This is a genomic window from Thiomicrorhabdus sp. (assembly GCF_041583835.1).
Classification (GTDB): domain Bacteria; phylum Pseudomonadota; class Gammaproteobacteria; order Thiomicrospirales; family Thiomicrospiraceae; genus Thiomicrorhabdus.
This window is the reverse complement of the sequence record NZ_JBFHFC010000007.1, coordinates 1-20,557: the sequence shown is the minus strand read 5'-3', so window position 1 is coordinate 20,557 and position 20,557 is coordinate 1. Positions and strand designations below refer to the sequence as shown.

The following is a 20,557-nucleotide window of genomic DNA, read 5'->3' as shown; positions in this document are numbered from 1 at the left end:
GAGAATTATCGATGCCAATCATTACGTTACCTGACGGTTCTACAAAGACATATGATGAAGCGGTTTCAGTCATGCAGGTGGCTGAAAGTATTGGGACTGGATTAGCGAAAGCTACGATTGCCGGGCGTGTTGACGGTCAGCTGAAAGATGCTTGCGATTTAATTACGGAAGATGCTTCTCTAGAGATCGTTACGTTGAAAGACGATGATGGTGTACACATTATGCGCCACTCCTGCGCTCACCTTTTGGGTCATGCGCTTAAGCAGCTTTATCCTGACGTTAAAATGGCGATCGGGCCGGTGATCGACAACGGTTTCTATTATGACATTGACATGGAAACCAAGATTGGTCCGGACGACTTGAAAGTCATTGAAAAGCGCATGCAGGAATTGGCGAAAACCAAATACGAAGTCATCAAGAAGATGACTCCACGCGCTGAAGCGATCGAAATCTTCAAGTCGCGCGGCGAAGATTACAAGTTGGAATTGATTGCCGACTTGCCTGACGAAACCGAATTCGGTTTTTATCATCACCAGGAATACATCGACATGTGTCGTGGGCCGCACGTGCCTAACATGGGCTTTATCAAAGCCTTTAAATTGACTCATGTGGCTGGAGCCTATTGGCGCGGTAATTCCGACAACAAAATGCTGCAGCGTATCTACGGCGTAGCCTTTACCAGTAAAGACGAGTTGAAAGAATACTTGCACATGATGGAAGAGGCTGAAAAACGCGACCATCGTAAGCTTGGTAAGGCGCTTGACCTGTTCCATTTGGAAGATATCGCTCCGGGTATGGCGTTCTGGCATCCGAAAGGAACTACGTTGTACCGCATTGTTGAAGACTACATGCGTCAGCAGTTGGTGATGAACGATTATGAAGAGATTCGTACGCCTTTGATCATGGACCGCTCCTTGTGGGAGAAGTCCGGTCACTGGGATAAGTTTAAAGACAATATGTTCACCACAGAAACCGAGAACCGTGACTACGCGGTTAAGCCGATGAACTGTCCGGGACATATTCAGGTGTATAACCGTCATTTGAACAGTTACCGTGACCTGCCGATCCACATTGCGGAATTCGGTCTGGTTCACCGTAATGAAGCGTCCGGTACTTTGCACGGATTGATGCGTGTGCGTTCGTTCACGCAGGATGACGCTCATATTTTCTGTACTGAAGAACAGATTCAGCAGGAAGTTCAGGCGTGTATCGACTTGGTCTTCCAGACGTATGCCGATTTCGGTTTTGAAAATATCGCAGTTAAATTCTCAACTCGTCCGGAACAGCGCGTAGGTGCCGATGAAGTGTGGGATTTGGCGGAAACCGCTTTGGAAGCAACCTTGAAAAACGCCGGTTTGGATTATGCATTACAGCCGGGTGAAGGTGCATTCTACGGTCCTAAGATCGAATTCCAATTGAAAGACTGTATCGGCCGTGTCTGGCAGTGCGGAACCATTCAGTTGGACTTCTCCATGACTCAGGAAGAACGTTTGAACGCGGTATACGTCGGTGCGGATAATGAAAAACATCATCCTGTCATGATTCACCGTGCGATTTTAGGGTCTTTGGAACGTTTCGTCGGTATTCTGGTTGAACACTACGAAGGTAAGTTCCCGACTTGGTTGGCTCCGGTTCAATTGGTGATGGCTTCGATTTCGGAAGTTCATAATGAATATGTGGCCGATTTTGCTAATAAATTGAAAAAACATGGGTTTAGAGTCGAAACAGACTTGAGAAATGAGAAGGTTGGGTTTAAAATTCGCGAACACACTATGCAACGAGTACCGTATATTTTGGTCGTAGGTGATCAAGAGATGCAAGATGGTACTGTCAATGTTCGTGCCCGAGGTGGTAAAAACCTAGGAAGTTTTGCCATGGATGAGTTGGTGGATATGTTAAATGACGATATTTCCAACCTTGGCCGAATCGTGGAAGGCTGAATTGACCTGTTGCATTAAGATTTTTATAACTGGAGGATATTGCCATCGCAATTAGAAGAGGCCGTGGAAGACCACAGCAACCTGAAGCACCTAAGGATAATATAAACGGAGCCATTACCGCTCCTGAAGTTCGTTTAATTGATGCAGATGGGGAGCAAGCCGGTGTTGTTTCCATTCAAGAGGCTCTTGAAGCTGCGAGGGAAGCAGAATTAGACTTAGTCGAAATTTCTGGAAAAACCGTACCGCCCGTTTGTCGGATTATGGATTACGGTAAATATCTTTACCAGCAACAGAAAAAACAGCACGAAGCTAAGAAAAAACAAAAGCAAGTGCAAGTAAAAGAAGTTAAGTTTCGCCCAGGAACTGAGGAGGGAGATTATCAGGTCAAACTACGCAACCTGATGAAATTCCTAGATAAGGGTGATCGCGTCAAGGTAACCATTTGGTTCCGTGGCCGTGAGATTACCCATAAGGAACTGGGATTGAAAATGTTGGAGCGCATTCGGGATGACATTCAAGAGGTTGCGACCGTTGAACAAATGCCGAAAATGGAAGGCCGTCAGATGCAAATGATGGTTGCTCCCAACAAAAAAGGAAAGTAGTTCATTAAGTAACTGCTTCCACACAACAACTGGGACTTTTTTATTTTTAATAAAAAGGTTACCGGTGCAGCTCCCTCAGTGCTGTTCGTTGTTCCGAAAGATAACCATTGGTTATTATTGTTAAAAATGGAAGTGGGCCTGTTTTTTAGGTGCCACTTAAATGCGGAGTTTGGATTCAATGCCAAAAATTAAATCAAACAGTAGTGCTTCTAAGCGCTTCAAAAAAACTGGTTCTGGCCGTTTTAAGTGCAAACAATCTCACCTACGTCATATTTTGACTAAGAAATCGACTAAGCGTAAGCGTCAATTGCGTGCAGCTAGTATGATTCACGATCACGATGTGGCGATGGTTCGCCGTATGTTACCGTACGCTTAAGGGAGATTGAAAAATGGCAAGAGTTAAAAGAGGTGTCATCGCACGTCGTAGACACAATAAAGTTTTAAAAGCAGCAAAAGGTTATTATGGCGCACGTAGCAAGGTTTTTCGCGTTGCTAAGCAAGCTGTAATCAAAGCTGGTCAATATGCTTACCGTGACCGTCGTCAGCGTAAGCGTCAATTCCGTCGTCTATGGATTGCACGTATCAACGCTGCAGCTCGTATGAACGGAATGACATACAGCCGTTTAATCGATGGCATGAATAAAGCAGGTATTGCGGTTGACCGTAAGGTGCTTTCTGATATCGCTATCCATGATGCAGTTGCGTTCACCGCAATCGCAGAAAAGGCAAAAGCAGCACTAGCTTAATCGCTTGCGTTGTATGCAGATCGGACTTAGGTTCGGTCTGCAGCGTCTAAATGATAGGGGGCATGAGTTAGAAACTTAACTTTTGTCCCCTATTTTTTTGATTTTTTGGATATAAAAGAATGTATTTGCCGAAGACTTGGAATCGGGTCTGTTGACGGTTGAAAGTACGTTGTTTTATATCCATTTCGTTTAGATTCTCTTTATAGGTTCGTTAAGGCATTCCATTATTATGCAAGAAAAACTTCAAGCCATTATTTCCCAAGCTCAGGAAGCTATCGATGACGTAACTGAACTATCGCAGCTTGATGAGATTCGAGTTCAATTTCTGGGTAAAAAAGGCCAGTTAACAGACATTATGAAAACGTTGGGTCAATTGAGCGCCGAGGAACGTCCTCAGGCCGGTCAATTGATCAACCAAGCCAAGCAGACAGTGCAAAGCTTGTTGAACAGTAAAAAGAAAGAGTTGGACGATGCCAAACTTGCTAAACAGTTGGCTGAAGAAACCGTTGATGTTACTTTGCCGGGCCGAGGCGTCGATCTGGGCAGTTTGCATCCGGTATCTCGTACCTTGCGTCGTATCGAAACGCTGTTTTCAAAAGCGGGGTTTGATGTTGAAACCGGTCCTGAGATTGAAGACGATTGGCACAACTTCGAAGCCTTGAATATTCCGGAAACCCATCCTGCTCGTGCGATGCACGATACGTTTTACATTAATGAAAATACCGTCCTAAGAACGCATACTTCCGGTGTCCAGATCCGTACGATGGAAGCGAAAAATCCGCCTATGCGTATCATTGCGCCGGGTCGCGTTTACCGTTGCGACTCCGATCAGACGCATACCCCGATGTTTCATCAGGTTGAAGGCCTGATCATTGAAAAAGATGCCAGCTTTGCTCAGTTGCGTGCGTTGTTGATCGAGTTTTTACGTCAGTTTTTCGAGGACGAGGACCTTAAGGTTCGTTTCAGACCGTCCTACTTCCCGTTTACGGAGCCGTCGGCCGAAGTGGATATCGCCACTAACTTATTCGGTGAAGGTCGTTGGATTGAAGTTTTGGGTTGCGGAATGGTGCATCCGAACGTATTGAAAAACGTGGGTGTCGATCCGGATGAATATACCGGTCTAGCCTTTGGATTGGGGGTCGAACGTTTGGCGATGTTACGTTACAACGTTAAGGACTTACGTCAATTTTTTGAAAACGATCTTCGTTTTTTAAAGCAATTTAAATAAGACCAGGCCTGTTGAGAAAGAAATATGAAATTTAGTGAAAATTGGTTAAGAGAGTGGACAAATCCTGAGTGGGATACCAATACATTATCGGAATCGTTAAGTCTTGCCGGCCTGGAAGTGGACGATGTTGAGCCGGTTGCCGGTGAATTCAGTAATGTCGTCGTCGGCCAAGTCATCGCTTGCGAAAAGCATCCTGATGCAGACAAATTGAATGTCACCCAAGTAGAAGTCGGTGAAGACGAGCCTTTGCAGATTGTTTGCGGTGCCAAGAACGTTGTTGTCGGGATGAAGGCTTGTTGCGCTAAAGTCGGCGCTGTATTGCCGGGTGATTTTAAAATTAAAAAAGCCAAGCTTCGCGGCGTACCGTCAAACGGTATGTTATGTGGTGCCACGGAAATCGGATTACCTGACGATGGTGTCGACGGTTTGTTTATTTTGCCTGAAGACGCGCCGATCGGCATGGATGTTCGCGAATATCTAGATTTGAACGACTCTGTTCTTGATGTCGATTTAACTCCGAACCGTGCAGACTGTCTAAGTATTGAGGGTATTGCCCGTGATGTGGCAGCAATCAGTGGCGCGGAATTCAAGGTGCCTTTCGAAACGGCGGCTATCGAACATAGCGGCGCCTGCTCGCAAAAGGTTGTTGTAGCGGAAGCTGCGGCCTGTCCGAAGTATTTAGGTTGTGTGGTTAGCGGCTTTGATACTCAGGCAAAAACGCCTTTGTGGATGAAACAGAAGCTGGAGCGTGGCGGAGTTCGTTCTCTGAGTTTGGTTGTGGATATTACCAACTACGTGCTGCTTGAACTGGGGCAGCCGATGCATGCGTTCGATATGGATAAGCTTCAAGGCCAAATTCAAGTTCGTAAGGCACAGTCCGGCGAATCACTGGTAACGCTTGATGAAAAAGAGTTGAGCTTGAAAGACGATACGTTGGTGATTGCCGACGATTCCGGTGCAATTGCGTTGGCCGGTATTATGGGTGGTTTGAATACGTCCGTGACCGACGAAACCAAAACGATTTTCTTTGAGTGCGCGCACTTCACGCCTTTGGCTGTAGTCGGTAAAGCGCGTCAATACGGTTTGCATACCGACTCATCTCATCGTTTTGAACGTGGTGTTGATCCGATGCTTCCTGAGCGCGCTTTGAATCGTGCCTTGCAGTTGTTCACCGAAATTGCCGGCGGGCAGGTTAGTGAGATTGAAGCGGTTGTTTCCGATGCACATTTGGCGAAGCCTGTGACGATTGAACTGCGCCGTCAAACCATTACAAAACGTTTGGGCCTTGAGATCGACGATGTAAAAGTCGAAAGCATTTTCAAAGGGCTTGGATTCGGTATTGAAACCACGGCTGACGGTTGGTCTGTAACGGCACCTACCTATCGTTTCGACATGGCGATCGAAATGGATCTTATCGAGGAAGTAGGGCGTATCTTCGGGTATAACAACCTTCCGGAAACGCCGGTATTAGCGCCAATGACCTTGAATGAACTTCCTGAGTCGGAACAAGAGTTACACGCTTTGAAAACGGCGCTGGTTCAGCGTGGGTACAACGAAGTTATCACCTATAGCTTTGTAGAAGAAGGTAAGCAGCAACTTTTAGCGCCGGATCTGCCTTATGTATTGCTGAAAAACCCGATTTCGGACGACATGAAAGCGATGCGTACTACCTTGTTCCCGGGTTTGTTACAAACCGTTGCTTACAACCAGAATCGTCAGCAGCCTCGCGTGCGCATTTTTGAAACCGGTTTGGTCTTCTATAAGAACGAAACCGACCCTACCGGTGCGACTCAGGTGCCTATGATCGGTGGTGCCGTAGTCGGTTCCGTTGCCGATTCAGGTTGGGATGAAGTGAGCCGTAAGGTTGATTTCTTTGATCTCAAAGGTGATGTCGAAACGCTATTGCGTATGAGTCATCAGCTGGGTCATATTCGTTTTGAATCCTGCGAGCATACGGCATTGCATCCTGGACAGTCGGCGGCTTTAATCAAAGACGGTAAAGAAGTCGGTGTCATGGGGAAACTGCATCCACAGTGGGTCAAGTCGATGGGTGTCAGCGATGACGTTTACTTGTTCCAAATCCGTCAAGACGCTTTGATGACGATGCAAGTTCCGGCGGCTCAAGCGATTTCGAAATTCCCTGAAGTACAGCGTGATTTAGCTTTCGTCGTTGCTGAGAATGTGGCCGTTCAGTCACTGCTGGATGCCGTCATGAATGTCGAGTCCGAAATTTTGCAGTCGGTTGAGATTTTCGATATTTATCGAGGTCAGGGAATCGACCAGGATCAGAAGAGTGTCGCTTTGACACTCAAAATTCAACATGCCGATCGAACGCTTCAGGATGAAGAGGTCGATGCTTTAGTCGAGCTGGTTTTAGCTTCGGCTAAGCAGGCGGTTAACGCAGTTTTAAGATAAGTATAAAAATTATAAGGATAATAAATAATGACTCTTACAAAAGCGGATATTGCACAAACCTTATCTGATACTTTTGGATTTAATAAACGTGAATCTAAAGAGATTGTAGAGCAGTTTTATGATCAGATCAGTGAAGTATTAATCTCTGGCGAACAGATTAAGTTATCCGGTTTCGGAAACTTTGAGCTTAGAGATAAATCATCGCGTCCTGGACGTAATCCGAGAACGGGTGAAGATGTTCCCATTTCCGCACGAAGAGTGGTAACATTTAAGCCTGGTCAAAAACTGCGTGCGCAGATCGATAATAACAATGCCGAAGTCTAAAACACCTACGCAAACTCAAATTGAGATTGATTTGCCTGATAAGAAATATTTCACCATTGGTGAAGTAGCGGATTTGTGCGACTTAAAGTCGCACGTTCTGCGCTATTGGGAACATGTGTTTCCGCAGTTGGAACCTAATAAGCGAAGTGGTAGAAGGTATTATCAGCGCAACGACGTTGAATTGATTATGGAGATCAAGAGCCTTCTGCACGATCAAGGTTTTACCATTCCTGGTGCAAAAGCCCGTTTAGCAAAAAATCGGGTTAATCTAAGTGCGGAAGATATTCCGGAAGAGAAAAAAGACGTTCTGCAACAACTGCAAGCCATTAAGGCTGAATTGCAGGAATTTAGAGTCTATCTGCAAAAACGTTATTGATTTGAACAAACGTCTTAAAACACAATCTAAATAAATTTATTGTCGTTTCATTAAGCGTTATTTCCCGACGCTGCATCCACCTAAAAATATCTTAATTGCTTGGTTTAAAGCCAGTTCTAATTCTTCTTTCGGAACGGGTTCGCAGAATAAAGTCCGTAATACAAACGGCCCTTTTATCATTTCTAAAAATTGAGTTGCCGCGAGCTTACAGTCAAGTAATTCAATACGTCCAGCCTCTACTTGCTTTTTCAGGTAGTTTTCAAGCATGGTTGCCGCTGTCTGTGGTCCGTATTTGTAGAAGATTTTTTGGATTTCTCCCTGATCAAGGTTGTTTTCGGTGATCACGAGACGGTAAATGGCAATCCCGTCCGGGGAGAGGGCCACATGTTGTAATGTCTGTCCGAAGCTGAATAAACTTTCGGCCATGTTATCCGTCCAAAAAGAATCATTGTCAAATTGAGTGAAAATTTCTTTGGACTTCTTTTTGAAAACGGCCTCGAAGAGGCCAAGCTTATTGCCGAAAATTCGGTAAAGGGTTCCTAGAGAACCGCCTGAAAGACGGACAATTTCATTAACACTACTGCCTGCGTAACCTTGAGATAAAAACACGGTCTCGGCAACTTCCAATATTTTCTGTTGACGGGCTAAACCTCTTTTTGTGGTTGTTTGAGCTGAAACTGTTTTATTTACGGATTCCTTAGACATTTGATTTCTCTTAATTCGAACCGATTTAACCGGTTTTATTTACTGCATTCTTTTTATAGGATTATTATACCTAAAAAGAGTGATTCTCTGATTGAGAATAAAGTGTAGTGTATGTTACACTTCGTTTTTATGTCAAATTCAGTTTGAGGGAAATCCTATGTCTGCCACATTCCATCCATTGGCTCGAATGAGTTCATTTCTATTAGCTGTTACTTTATTGTTGCCTGCGAGTGTTTCTGCCGGTCAAGAAAAAGGTGGAGCACCCGCTCCACAAGCGATGCCGGTTAATGTGCTGAAAGTCCAAAGCATGGATGCTCCGGTCTATTTTGAGTATCCGGGAAGAACTCAGGCGGTTCAGCAAGCCACGGTTTATGCACGTGTAGGCGGGATTTTGCAAAAGAAATTTTATGAAGACGGTCAAACGGTTAAGGCAGGACAATTGTTGTATCAAATTGACGACCGTCGTTATCAGGCATTGGTGAATAAAGCAAAGGCGCAGGTTCAGGTCGCTCAAGCTAATTTGAATCAGGCTGAGAGAGAGTATAAGCGAGTCGAGGGTCTTTATAAGAAAAAGGCGGTGAGTGAACAAGAACGAGATAACGCTATTTCAAGTCTTGAACTTGCCAAAGCTTCGCTTGAAGGTGCCAAGGCGGCATTAAATGATGCACAGATTGATCTGGACTATACACAGGTTAAGGCTGAAATTTCCGGTGTGACCGGTATTAAAGAGCAAGATGTGGGTAACTTGGTCGGAACGAATGCGGAAAATAGCAAACTTACGACTATTACCAAGTTGGATTCGATCTACGTCACCTACTCGATTCCCGATAGCGAACGTCTGTCGTTACATAAAGAGATCGTAGCAGGTAAGGTTCAATTGGTCAGCGACGTTAAATTGAATGCTGAAATCATAAACGACAAGCAACAAGTGTTGGCAAAAGGAACCGTGGATTTCACCGACAGCAAAATCGATGCTAAAACCGGAAGTGTGCAAGGCCGTGCGATTTTTGATAATGCGAATGCCCAGTTCTTGCCGGGAGAATTCGAACGATTGAGAGTTTATTCCGCTACGCGTAAAAACGTTTTTACGATTCCTCAAAAAGCAGTATTGCAGATGGGGCAGCAAGCATTCGTATATGTCGTTAAACAAGGTTTGGCCGAGCTTTATCCAGTGGGCTTAGCGGCGCAAGAAGGGGAGAACTGGTTGGTTGAAACCGGTTTGAATGACGGAGACCAAGTGATCGTCGGTAACTTGATCAAGCTAAGACCTAAGACACCGGTACAGGTTTTACCTGCGGCAGCTAACGCCGGTAACCCTGCTAATAAAGCGCAATAACCTTCATCGGATAAAGGATAAATCATGTTTTCGAGATTTTTTATAGATCGACCGGTAATGGCCACGGTTTTTTCATTCATCATCGTGATCGCCGGTTACATGGGAATGAAATCATTGCCCATCGCCGAATATCCGGAAATCGTGCCGCCTCAGGTAAGTGTGGTTGCGACCTATCCGGGAGCCAGTGCTGAAACCATCGCCGATACGGTTGCAGCGCCTTTGGAACAAGCTATTAACGGGATTGACGACATGTTGTATATCAACAGTGTCACGTCTTCGTCCGGCACCTTGACCCTAACGGTCACCTTCGATATCGGAACCGATATCGATCAGGCCAACATTAACGTCAACAATAAGGTGCAGGGGGCTTTGGCTCGTTTACCTGCCGAAGTTCAACAGTTGGGCGTGCAGGTTAACAAGAAGTCATCCAGTATCCTCAAAGTTATTGCGCTGTACTCCGATGACTCCAGTCTGGATACGGTTTTTATCGCAAACTACGGGCTTATCAACGTTTTGGATGACCTGTCGCGTATTCCGGGCGTGGGTGAAGTCAGACAATTCGGTTCCAAAGATTATTCGATGCGTATCTGGTTGGATCCGAACAAGTTGGCGAAATATAACCTGACCCCGAATGATATTTCAATGGCGATTAAGTCGCAGAACTCTCAGTTTGCCGCCGGCCGTTTTGGTCAGGAACCTATGGATACGGCTCAGGCTTTCACTTATACGGTGACAACCGAAGGGCGTCTGTCCGATGTGTCTCAGTTTGAGAACATTATTCTGCGTGCAGAAAGTGACGGCGCGATGTTACGCCTGAAAGACGTGGCTAGAGTCGAACTAGGTGCTCAAGCCTATAATTTCAATGCAACTTACGATGGTAAACCGACCGTTCCGATGGGGGTTTTCTTGCAACCGGGCGCAAACGCACTGGAAACCTCTAAGTTGATCGATGCCAAATTGGAAGAGTTGGGGGCCAAATTCCCGAAAGGCCTGTCTTATGCGGTGCCTTATGATACGACCGAATTCGTTGAGATTTCGATCAATAAGGTAATTTATACATTATTGGAAGCTTTGGTTCTGGTTGTTTTGGTGGTATTCCTATTCTTGCAGAACTTCCGTGCAACTTTGATTCCGGTTCTGGCGATTCCGGTTTCGATCATCGGTACGTTCATCGGTATGTATCTGCTTGGATTCTCGATCAACCAGCTGACCTTATTCGGTATGATTCTGGCAATCGGGATCGTGGTGGATGACGCTATCATCGTGGTCGAGAACGTCGAGCGGATCATGCGGACCTATCATTTGTCCGCCCGAGAGGCAACGCTTAAGGCGATGAGTGAGATTACCGGGCCGATCATTGCCATCGTATTGGTGTTGGCTGCCGTCTTCTTACCTGTGGCATTTATTGGTGGTTTGACAGGGCAGATGTACAAACAATTTGCCATTACGATCGTCATCTCGGTCACCATTTCCGGTATTGTCGCTTTGACTTTGACCCCGGCACTTTGTGCTAATATGTTGAAGTCGGGCCATTTGGAGCAAGGCCGCTTTTTCGGTACATTCAACCGCTTTTTTGACTGGTTGACCTCCGGTTTCAGTTCCGGTGTCCGTTTGATAATGCGATACAGTTTGATCAGTCTCATTTTATTCGGTGGATTGATTGCTTTGACCTACCAGTCGTTGAGCCACTTGCCGAAAAGCTTGTTGCCTCAAGAGGATAAAGGGACCTTGTTTGTATTGAGCTATCTGCCGCCGGCATCTTCTTTGTCGAGAATGGAAGTGGTTCGTGACCAAGTTAGTAATACCTTGTTAGCACATCCCGGCGTCGAACACTCGATCAGTTTTGCCGGGTTCGACTTGCAGACATTTACTCAAAAAACCGATTCGGCCGTTTCGTTCGTGAAGCTGAAACACTGGGATGAACGTCAATCACCGGAATTGTCATCGCCTGCTATTGTCGGTCAACTGTTCGGTCAGTTGATGGCGGTGCCTGATGCGTTCAGCATTCCGATCGGCATGCCGACTATTATGGGGATGAGTATGACCGGTGGATTCGAAGCCTATCTGCAAAACCGGACAGGTCAAGGATCGATTGCACTGAGTAAAGTGACCGATGAATTAATCGCTAAAGCTTCGGCGCGCCCTGAATTGAATCAGGTTCGTACGACGTTCTCGACTAAGGTTCCTCAATATGAAGTGGTTCTGGACCGAGAGAAGGCGCAGAGCATGCAGGTTTCCGCTAAAGAGGTGTTTGCAGCGATGCAAGCGACTTTCGGAAGTTTGTACGTGAACGATTTCAACCTGTATGGTCGTACCTACAAGGTTAATCTTCAGTCGGAAGCGGATTATCGTGAAAAGCCGGAAGATTTGTCGCAAGTGTTCGTGCGTTCGCAAACCGGCGAGATGATTCCGCTGAGCAGCTTGGTGTCTTTTAAACGTTTGACTGGGGCTGACGTGGTGGATCGTTTCAACCTATTCCCGGCGGCTAAGCTGATGGGCGAACCGGCTCCGGGTTACAGTTCCGGTCAGGCGATCGCCGCGTTTGAAGAAGTAGCTAAAGAGGTGATGCCGGAAGGGTACTCTTTAGGTTGGGTTGGTGAAGCCTATCAACAGAAGCAGTCGGCCAGTGCCGGTAACCAAGCATTCTTATTTGGTCTTCTGTTTGTCTTCCTGATCCTGGCGGCACAGTACGAACGCTGGTCGATTCCTTTGGCGGTTATCACAGCCGTTCCGTTTGCGGTATTGGGAGCCTCGATTGCCGTTTGGTTGGCCGGTTTGAGCAATGACATTTATTTCGAGCTGGGTCTTTTGACCTTGATCGGTCTGTCTGCGAAAAATGCCATTCTGATCGTTGAGGTGGCGATGCAGGAACGTAAGAAAGGTGTGCCTTTGGCGGAAGCCGCACAGCACGCCGCAAGATTACGTTTCCGTCCGATCGTCATGACCTCTTTGGCCTTTACGATTGCGGCGGTACCGTTAATGTTGAGTACCGGTGCCGGTGCGGCGGCGCGTGCTGCCGTTGGTACGGGACTTGTAGGCGGTATGATTGCGGCAACCGTACTGGCACCGTTGTTCGTGCCGATGTTCTTCCGTTGGATTGCCGAATTCTCGGAACGCATTTCCGGGAAAAAAGAGACTAAAATCGAAAAAACTTCGAAGACACAGGAGTCAGAAAGATGAAACAGGTCACGTTGAATAAAACGATGAGTCGTCCGGTTTTAAAACCGTTGTCTACTTTGATTCCTGTACTGTTGTTGGCGGGTTGTAGCCAGATTCCGGTGTATGAAAAACCAAAAACCGAGTTGCCCGATCAATGGCAGTTAAGTCAAACGCAACAGTTGCAGTCGGTGGTCATGGATGAATCGGCTTGGTGGAAACAGCTAGCCGGTAGCGAGACGTTGAATCAATTGATCGACGAAGCGTTGAAAAATAACCAGGATATCGCCTTGGCGAGAGTCAATCTGGAACAGGCGATTTCTCTGTTACGCCAAAGCCAGTCGGGTCGATATCCCGAGTTGAATGCCAACGCCGGACTCGCCCGAACTCAATCCAGCGATCAAGCTTATCCGATGCAGCAGGGCGCGACGTTCGGTGATTTCTCGTTGGGTGCTTTATTGAGTTACGAGTTGGATTTGTGGGGCAGAGTCGATGCTTCGGTGAAACAGTCCGAAGCGGCATTGAAAGCCACGCAAGCCGACCAGCATACGTTGAAGTTGAGTGTGAGTGCCGCGGTTGCTCAGTCCTATTTGAATTTGATGGCGCTGAATCAGAGTTTGCTGTTGGCGCAGAACACCGTACAGTCCAGAAAGGAAACGCTTGAATTGCGTCAAACCCAATTGGAATACGGTAGTGTTACGCCTTTAACGGTTTACCAAGCTGAATCGGAGTTGGCGGCGGTCGAAATTTCGTTGCATCAGTTGCAAGAGCAACGTGATTTACAATTGCATGCGCTTGGCGTATTGGTTGGCCGTTCGCCGAGTGCGTTGGTCAATATGACCGGCGATGCAATGCCGACGGAAGCGCTGACCTATACAGACAGCTTACCTTTACCGAAAAGCCTGCCTTCGGATTTGTTGAATCGTCGTCCGGACATTTTTGCTGCCGAACAGCGTTTGATTGCCGCTAATGCGAATATCGGCGTGGCAAAAGCTGCGTTGTTCCCGTCGATCAGTTTGACGGGATTGTTAGGCTTTCAAAGTGAAGCTCTAAGCCACTTATTCGATGACGATGCCGTGACCTGGAATGCTTCTGCAGGCATTACTGCTCCGATTTTCGATTACGGCCGACGTCAGGCGCAGGTACGTATCAGCGAAGCCCAGAAAAAGGCGATGGTCATTAATTATCAACAGACCATTCGTAACGCCTTTAAAGAGGTTCTGGATGCATTGACCAGATTGGAAGGCAGTTCCAAGCAGCTAGCCGCTCAGCAGCGTCAGGTTACTGCCTTGAAACAGACGTTGGAATTGGCTCAAAGTCGTTTCGATGCCGGTTATTCAAGCTATCTGGAAGTATTGGACGCGCAACGCAACTTGTTCAATGCCGAACTGGCTCAGGTTTCCATGAAATTGAATCATTCAAGTGCCTTGGTCAGCTTGTATAAAGCATTAGGCGGAAGTTGGGAAAAACCTAAAGCGGAGGCTTAATTTTTTCTTAAATTGTTTTATGGATTATGGGGAGTGATTTTTCGCTAAGCATCTGCTTGGCGTAAAAGGCGTTAAAAAACCGGCTTAAAGTGTATTGGCTGGTTGATTTGTGACGCAAACTCCCTATAATTCTATCTCTCTTATATCGGGGTGTAGCGCAGCTTGGTAGCGCACCACACTGGGGGTGTGGTGGTCGCAGGTTCAAATCCTGTCACTCCGACCATTTCGTATATTAGGAATTGTCGCTAAGCCGATAATTTTTATCTCTAAATACTCTTCTTTTCTGTATCGGATTCGCATTTAGTGCTTAAAACGTAGGTGTTCAATTTTGTCGTTTTTCGATGGAAATAGTCATGAAAAATTTTAGTACGGTCAAATCCTAATGATTCCTGTTGTACAGGTAAAGAAATGTATTTTGTGGGATTTACGAAAATTAAAATTTCTTTATTAACATTCATAACGCACCTGTGGTCTGCCCTTAATTGACTACTTAATTATACTTATTTGATTGTATTTTACGTTAATTTACTTATTCTGAAAAGGCTTTTAGTGAGTAAGGTGATTTCATTGCTGTTTTAGCTATTCCTTAATTCCGAAATTTTTAATTTAAGTTTGTATCCAATTCGTTATCGTGCTGCTGTATGAGCGGTTTCAATGTTAATATATGTTCCCGTTTAACCCGTTCGCATGGGTATTGATTTAATAAAAGAGGCGGTTAGATGTTTGAAATTGAAGAGATGGATGCGGCGTTTTATCGTCGTCAGACGCGTAAGGCAACTTTGATCATCATGGCGATTTTTATTGTCATCGGAATGGTTATGGCAACCTCGTTCGTGGACTGGTTTGGCGAATATTCCAATAATCATCTGGTGTTGAACCTGATGGGGGCATTTGTCGGCTTGGTGATTACGGCTTTTGTCGTGAAGTGGTTTTTCGTTAAGAGTCCATGGATGCGGGAAGCCATGTATGGCTGGCGTTTAAAGCGTAGTTTGATGCACGTCACCAATCGTTTACGTCCGATTCAGGAAGCGGTGGAGAAGGGTGATACGGAAGCGATGAAAATCCTGCGTTTTTATCATCTAGGGCTGGAGCAGATGCACCGTTTGGAAGACAATAGTCACGCGATGATTGATCTGTTGGCCGAAAAACGCGGCCTGGAAGAGAAGATGACAGAACTGAATCTGGATTTGAATCAGACGAGCTTCGATCCGCAATGGGTGGAACCTTATAAGAATGAGGTTCAAGCTTAATCACGGCACTTTAAAATCCAACATTTCAAAACCGAACAGTCCCGTTCGGTTTGTATTCAGGTTTACAGTTGATTTAAATACAGTTTGAGCTGTTGAGGCGTTTTTCTCAAGAAATTGTATTGCGTCAATAAGCCGATCAGTAGCAGTAGTCCACTGCCGATAACGATGCTTAGCAGCCACAAATCCAAATTTAAACTCGGTTCGGTCTTGAGCAAAAAGTGGCTGATCAGCAAGCTGGCAATCTGGGCAAAGCTGGCGGCTAAAATACCTGCCAATCCTCCTAAAAGAATAAACTCGGTCAGACCAATCTTGACGATCTGATGGGTTCTCGCACCCAATGTACGCAGCAACAGCCAACTTTGAATTCTGGCCTGCTGGCTGGCAAGGGTCGCGGTGAATAAAACGCCGATACTCGCCAACAAAGTAAATCCGTAAAGTCCCGTTACCGCCCAACTTGCCTGGCGCATAATTTCCTGAATTTGCTGCATGATCTGGCGTACGTCAATCAATAATACACCGGGGGTTTGTTCTGCCAGTGTTTGGGTCAATTGACTGACCGGACTTGTTTTACCGGATTCAAGCGAACCGTCACCGCCGAGATGGAAATTTCCGATGTAGGAGATCGGCAGGTGGCGTTGTTCAACCGGCTGCAAAATGAAAAAGAAGTTCAGCTGAAAGCTCTGCCATTCCACTTTACGCAACGTGCTGACTTGGTAATCGAAACTCTGTCCGGCAAAGTTGAAACTTAAGGTATCGCCCGGATGAATGTTAAACAATTCCGCCATACCTTCTTCCACCGAAACGGTCGGCAGAGTCAGTTTTGAAGGGGCAATCTCTTGCACCACATCATTGTGGCTCGGAACATTTTCCAGAATGGCGACATTGGATTCGCGTTCCAACAGTCTGCGTGCACGATCTTCCATTTGTTCGGAAGCGAGCAGCGGCTTTTGGTTGATGGCGGTCAAGCGTCCGCGAGCCATCGGAACCAGTTCCGGGTGCAGTTTTTGAGCGGCGAGAATATCGACGACCTGATCGCGTTGATCGGGCTGAATGTTCATAACAAAGGTGTTTGGGGTGTTGTCAGGTAACGAGGCCTGCCAGTTTAGCAGTAAGTCCTGGCGAACAAAGGTCATCAACATTAAGACAAACAAAACCATGCCCACCGAAACCAACTGAATTTTCACCAGGCCGGGTTCTTTAAGCAGATTGGAAAGGGCGATTCTAAACCAACCACGGCTATTGGTTTGCAAAGCCGCCATGACTTTTAACAAACCGATGGCGACTCCCAGCAGAGCAAGGCTGATGGCGACCAGACCAACCAGTATCCAAGTAATGGATTTGACTCCTAGCATTAAGCTGATTAACACCAGTAATAACGCGAAACTGATAAACCAATGGATACCGTTAGGTGTGCGCGGAACCGATTTGAGTACCTGCATCGGAGCCGTCTGCACGGCTGTTTGGAAAGCCTGCCAGGCAAAGCTCCATAAAACCAACAGGCCGCTGATGAAGCCGGTCAGCATTGCAGGCCAAGCATCGGCGACGACCAGAGGTTGAAAAAAATGGCCGACAAGCGGATGCAGTAACAGGGATAAGCCGTACCCCAGTAGAACGCCGATCAGGCTACTGCTTAAAGCGATCCAACTGAGTTGCATAGCAAACAGACGTTGCATTTTGGCGTTGTCGGCTCCCAATGCGCGCAGCAACGCCATACTGCTTTGCCATCGGTTCAGATAAAAGCGGCTGGCAATCAGAATCGACATACCCGCAACCAGTACGGCTGAAAGTGCGGATAAATCCAGGAATAGCCAGGCGGTTTGCAGTGAATCTTCCAAATCCTGGGTGGGGGATTGGGCCGAAAGAATCTGCCAGTGCGGATTCTCTTCTTGGTTCAGCCGTTTGGAGAAGCGTTTGATTTGTGCGGCATCGCCTATTGCATAAAGTTCATAACTTGCGCGACTGCCCGGACCGATTAACTCGGTGCGTTTGAAGGTATCCAACGGAATCAGCACTTGCGGGGCAAAACCACCCATTGGCGCAAGCGTTTGTTGGTTGAGTACGCTGCCTGCCAAGCCGGTTTTGATGTGCCCGAGGGTGATTTCGCTGTCGGCGGAAAGCCCCATCAGGCTAATCAGTTTGGGTTCAACCCAGACCTTATCGCCTTTCAGGGGGTGAAACGGCAAATCTTCGGTGGATTTCAGTCGGCCTCTAAGCGGATAGTTGTCAGTAACGCCTTTGAGATTGACCAGTTGAAACTGTTCGTTACTGAGCGCCATGGTGACCACGGAGGTGGAGCGGGCGGTTTTCAATCCCAGGTCCTCAGCCTGTTGCTGCCATTTGGCTTCGATTGGCCGGCTGCTGCGAATCACTAAATCCGCTCCAAGGGATTCGGAAGCTTTGCGCAGCATACTTTGTTGTACGGTTTCCCCGAGTTGTTTGACCAATGTGACCGTCATACTGGCGATGATGACGGCCATAATCAACCACAGCCAATCCCCTTTTTTCAGACTTCTGAAAAACCATTTTGAAGCGGTAATGCTTTCAAGCCAAAGTTGTTTCATTGGACGGCTTCCGCTTGTTTGCCCGGTTGTTCGTCTAAATGACCGTGAGTCAGATGCATGACGCGATGGCATTTCTGTGCAAAACTCATGTCGTGGGTAACTAAGATCAGAGTGGTTTTCAGGTCGTTGTTCAGTTCAAACAACAGGTTTTGAATTTGCAGAGCGGTTTCTTCGTCCAGATTGCCGGTCGGTTCGTCGGCAAACAGCACTTTGGGTTCGGTCACGAAGGCACGTGCGATGGCGACGCGTTGCTGTTCGCCGCCGGAAAGTTCGGCAGGGCGGTGGTGGGCACGATGGCTCAAGCCGACTTTTTCCAAAGCCTGCATCGCTTTCTGTCTGGCACCGTCAATTTGAAACAGCTCCAACGGCATCAGAATGTTTTCCAGTGCGGTCATGCTCGGCATCAGTTGGAAGTTTTGGAAAATAAATCCGACCTGTTGGGCGCGGATTTGCGCCCGTTCGTCTTCGGAGCACGTTTCCAGCGATTTTCCCAGTAAAAGGATGTTGCCGTCGGTAGGCAGTTCCAATCCCGCCATTAAGGCCAACAGGGTCGATTTACCCGAGCCGGAACGTCCGACGATCGCTAAAGTCTCTTCCGGCTGGACACTCAGGTAGCAGGCTTTTATGATATCGAGTAACTCTTGATCGGAAGGAATCTGATAGTGCACATTTTGCAATTCGATAATTGGCGCGGACGGGCGTGGTTGGTTCATTTTGGTTGGCTGTTCTGGGTTGTTGGAATGAACCTTTATCCTAGTCTAACCATGGCGAATCCGCAAGGGACTCAGCAGGCTGTTTCCAAGCCTTTATTGCTCGTGATGGGCGACAGTCTCAGCGCGGCTTACGGGATGGAATCGGAGCAGGGTTGGGTGGCTTTATTGCAAGCCAAAGAACCGGATTTACAGGTGGTTAATGCCAGTATCAGCGGCGAAACGACTTCCGGCGGTAAGCAGCGCCTGCCGGAGTTGTTGAAGCAGTACCATCCGAGTGTGATGGTTTTGGAGTTGGGGGCCAACGATGCCTTAAGAGGGCAGGATTTGAAGACGACTCAGCGCAACCTGCAAACCATGATCGACTCATGCAAAGCCAGCCTGACGGATTGTGAAGTGGTGTTGCTGGGAATTCGTCTGCCGACCAATTACGGCCCGGCTTACGATCTGCAATTACAGAAAATGTACCAAGCTTTGGCTGAGCAGTCTAACGTGTTGTTCGATCCGTTTTTTCTTGAAGACGTCGCTCTGGAACCCGATCTAATGCAGTGGGACGGGTTGCACCCGAATGCCGAGGCGCAACCGCAGATTCTGCAACGAGTCTGGCCGTTGATCGAGCAGGCTTTACAAGCCGTCAAACAAAAGACCAAACAGGCTAGTCTTGTCGTTAAGCCGCTTTAATCGGTAGAATGTTGGATTCGCCTTCCAGCACCTTAAAGGCATTGACCGTAGTTTCCAATCCTTTGACCTGATCGATGATGTTGGACGACGTGCTGGCGATCTGTTCGACCAGTGCGGCGTTCTGCTGAGTGGCATTATCGATTTCGTTCAAGGCGTGGCTGACCTCTTGAATACCGTGACTCTGCTTTTGCAGGCTTTGGTTCATTTCTTCGACCATGCCGGAAACTTCGGCAACCGCTTTCAAATTTTCCTCAAAAGTTTGAGTCGTCAGTTGACTTAGTTTTAGACCGGCTTCTATTTTGTTCATACTCGATTCGCTCACATGACGAATCTGTTTGGCCGCTTCTGCGGATTTTTGAGCCAATGAACGAACTTCTCCGGCGACCACGGCAAACCCGCGTCCTGCTTCACCGGCACGAGCCGCTTCTACTGCTGCGTTAAGCGCCAACAAGTTCGTCTGGAAAGCGATACTGTCGATCACGCCGGTGATGTTGGAAATTTCGGAGCTGGCATCAAAGATTGCCTGCATGGCTTGATCCATTTCACCGACGACTTCGCTACCTTGTTGAATGGTTTTTTGCACGCCGTGACTGACCTTGTTGACTTCATCGGCTTGCTGCAGCGATTGAGCGACGCTTTGAGCCATCTGTTCCATACTTTGCGCCGTGCTTTGCAAGGCGGTCGCCTGATTTTGCACTCTTAAGTTCAGATCCTGGTTACCGGCACTGATCTCTTCTACACCGGAAACCGCGTCGATGGATGCACGTTTCACGGTCTGAAGCATGTTACTGATGCTGCCCGCCATTCTGTCCATGTTGTTTTTCAATTCGTTCAGTTTACCGTTGAACTCCACCTGAGTGGTAAACGAGAAGTCACCTTGGCTATAGTTATCCAAAATGCTGTTTTTGGTTTCGATGGAGTGTTCCAGACGATCCAAAGAATCATTCAGGTACTGTTTCAAGTAGGTGTATTCACCCGGAAGTTCCAGATTGATACGCTGGCTGAAATCGCCATGGGTCATGGCTTGCATGACTTGAATG

The 20,557-nt window shown here is 47.1% G+C and carries 17 protein-coding genes and 1 tRNA gene; 14 read left to right on the top strand and 4 right to left on the bottom strand.

Annotation, left to right across the window (positions count from 1 at the left end):
• Positions 1–11 precede the first annotated feature (11 nt).
• The 8 genes from thrS (at position 12) to ABY044_RS05360 (ending at position 7,631) form a co-directional block, all read left to right on the top strand.
• Entirely contained in the window at positions 12–1,940 is a 1,929-nt protein-coding gene (thrS, locus tag ABY044_RS05395) for a threonine--tRNA ligase (protein WP_373018947.1), read from the top strand.
• Positions 1,941–1,990: 50 nt separating this feature from the next.
• On the top strand, positions 1,991–2,542 hold the full coding sequence (infC, locus tag ABY044_RS05390) for a translation initiation factor IF-3 (RefSeq protein ID WP_373019172.1): 552 nt from the start codon (positions 1,991–1,993) through the stop codon (positions 2,540–2,542).
• A gap of 178 nt (positions 2,543–2,720) precedes the next feature.
• On the top strand, positions 2,721–2,918 hold the full coding sequence (gene rpmI / locus ABY044_RS05385) for a 50S ribosomal protein L35 (protein WP_279420194.1): 198 nt from the start codon (positions 2,721–2,723) through the stop codon (positions 2,916–2,918).
• 13 nt (positions 2,919–2,931) lie between these two features.
• Positions 2,932–3,288, top strand: coding sequence for a 50S ribosomal protein L20 (rplT, locus tag ABY044_RS05380; RefSeq protein ID WP_373018945.1), 357 nt, complete (start codon positions 2,932–2,934; stop codon positions 3,286–3,288).
• 229 nt (positions 3,289–3,517) lie between these two features.
• A complete protein-coding gene (pheS, locus tag ABY044_RS05375; RefSeq protein WP_373018943.1) occupies positions 3,518–4,516 on the top strand; it encodes a phenylalanine--tRNA ligase subunit alpha in 999 nt (332 codons plus the stop codon).
• 24 nt (positions 4,517–4,540) lie between these two features.
• Positions 4,541–6,931, top strand: a complete 2,391-nt coding sequence (gene pheT, locus ABY044_RS05370) for a phenylalanine--tRNA ligase subunit beta (protein WP_373018941.1) — start codon at positions 4,541–4,543, stop codon at positions 6,929–6,931.
• 27 nt (positions 6,932–6,958) lie between these two features.
• On the top strand, positions 6,959–7,255 hold the full coding sequence (locus ABY044_RS05365) for an integration host factor subunit alpha (protein WP_279420198.1): 297 nt from the start codon (positions 6,959–6,961) through the stop codon (positions 7,253–7,255).
• Positions 7,242–7,631 (top strand): MerR family transcriptional regulator, encoded by a 390-nt coding sequence (locus ABY044_RS05360; RefSeq protein WP_373018939.1) that lies wholly within the window; start codon positions 7,242–7,244, stop codon positions 7,629–7,631. The genes ABY044_RS05365 and ABY044_RS05360 overlap by 14 nt, the downstream gene beginning before the upstream one ends.
• A 57-nt stretch (positions 7,632–7,688) precedes the next feature.
• On the opposite strand, the gene ABY044_RS05355 is transcribed toward ABY044_RS05360, so the two are convergent.
• A complete protein-coding gene (locus ABY044_RS05355) occupies positions 7,689–8,336 on the bottom strand; it encodes a TetR/AcrR family transcriptional regulator (protein ID WP_373018937.1) in 648 nt (215 codons plus the stop codon).
• A 157-nt stretch (positions 8,337–8,493) separates the two neighbouring features.
• Here ABY044_RS05355 and ABY044_RS05350 point away from each other — a divergent pair, with 157 nt between their 5' ends.
• The 5 genes from ABY044_RS05350 to ABY044_RS05330 all read left to right on the top strand — a co-directional run bounded on the left by ABY044_RS05350 (position 8,494) and on the right by ABY044_RS05330 (position 15,565).
• On the top strand, positions 8,494–9,672 hold the full coding sequence (locus tag ABY044_RS05350; protein WP_373018935.1) for an efflux RND transporter periplasmic adaptor subunit: 1,179 nt from the start codon (positions 8,494–8,496) through the stop codon (positions 9,670–9,672).
• A gap of 24 nt (positions 9,673–9,696) precedes the next feature.
• Positions 9,697–12,852 carry an efflux RND transporter permease subunit gene (locus ABY044_RS05345; protein WP_373018933.1) on the top strand — a complete coding sequence of 1,052 codons (3,156 nt, stop codon included), beginning with the start codon at positions 9,697–9,699 and terminating at the stop codon, positions 12,850–12,852.
• Positions 12,849–14,315: an efflux transporter outer membrane subunit gene (locus ABY044_RS05340; RefSeq protein ID WP_373018931.1), complete on the top strand. Its 1,467-nt coding sequence runs from the start codon at positions 12,849–12,851 to the stop codon at positions 14,313–14,315. Before ABY044_RS05345 ends, ABY044_RS05340 begins: the two co-directional genes overlap by 4 nt.
• Before the next feature lie 146 nt (positions 14,316–14,461).
• Positions 14,462–14,538: transfer RNA gene (locus tag ABY044_RS05335), tRNA-Pro, on the top strand.
• Between the two features lie 496 nt (positions 14,539–15,034).
• Positions 15,035–15,565 (top strand): DUF3087 family protein, encoded by a 531-nt coding sequence (locus ABY044_RS05330; RefSeq protein ID WP_373018929.1) that lies wholly within the window; start codon positions 15,035–15,037, stop codon positions 15,563–15,565.
• 62 nt (positions 15,566–15,627) lie between these two features.
• Here ABY044_RS05330 and ABY044_RS05325 read toward each other — a convergent pair whose 3' ends face one another.
• Positions 15,628–18,126, bottom strand: coding sequence for an ABC transporter permease (locus ABY044_RS05325; protein WP_373018927.1), 2,499 nt, complete (start codon positions 18,124–18,126; stop codon positions 15,628–15,630).
• Complete coding sequence (locus ABY044_RS05320) at positions 18,123–18,839, bottom strand: ABC transporter ATP-binding protein (protein ID WP_373018925.1); 717 nt, start codon at positions 18,837–18,839, stop codon at positions 18,123–18,125. The genes ABY044_RS05325 and ABY044_RS05320 overlap by 4 nt, the downstream gene beginning before the upstream one ends.
• Here ABY044_RS05320 and ABY044_RS05315 point away from each other — a divergent pair.
• Positions 18,789–19,517, top strand: a complete 729-nt coding sequence (locus ABY044_RS05315; protein ID WP_373018923.1) for an arylesterase — start codon at positions 18,789–18,791, stop codon at positions 19,515–19,517. The two genes, ABY044_RS05320 and ABY044_RS05315, sit on opposite strands and share 51 nt — an antisense overlap.
• Here the strand turns inward: ABY044_RS05315 and ABY044_RS05310 are convergent.
• Positions 19,504–20,557 (bottom strand): methyl-accepting chemotaxis protein (locus ABY044_RS05310; protein WP_373018921.1); only part of this gene is annotated, 1,054 nt, incomplete at its 5' end. The two genes, ABY044_RS05315 and ABY044_RS05310, sit on opposite strands and share 14 nt — an antisense overlap.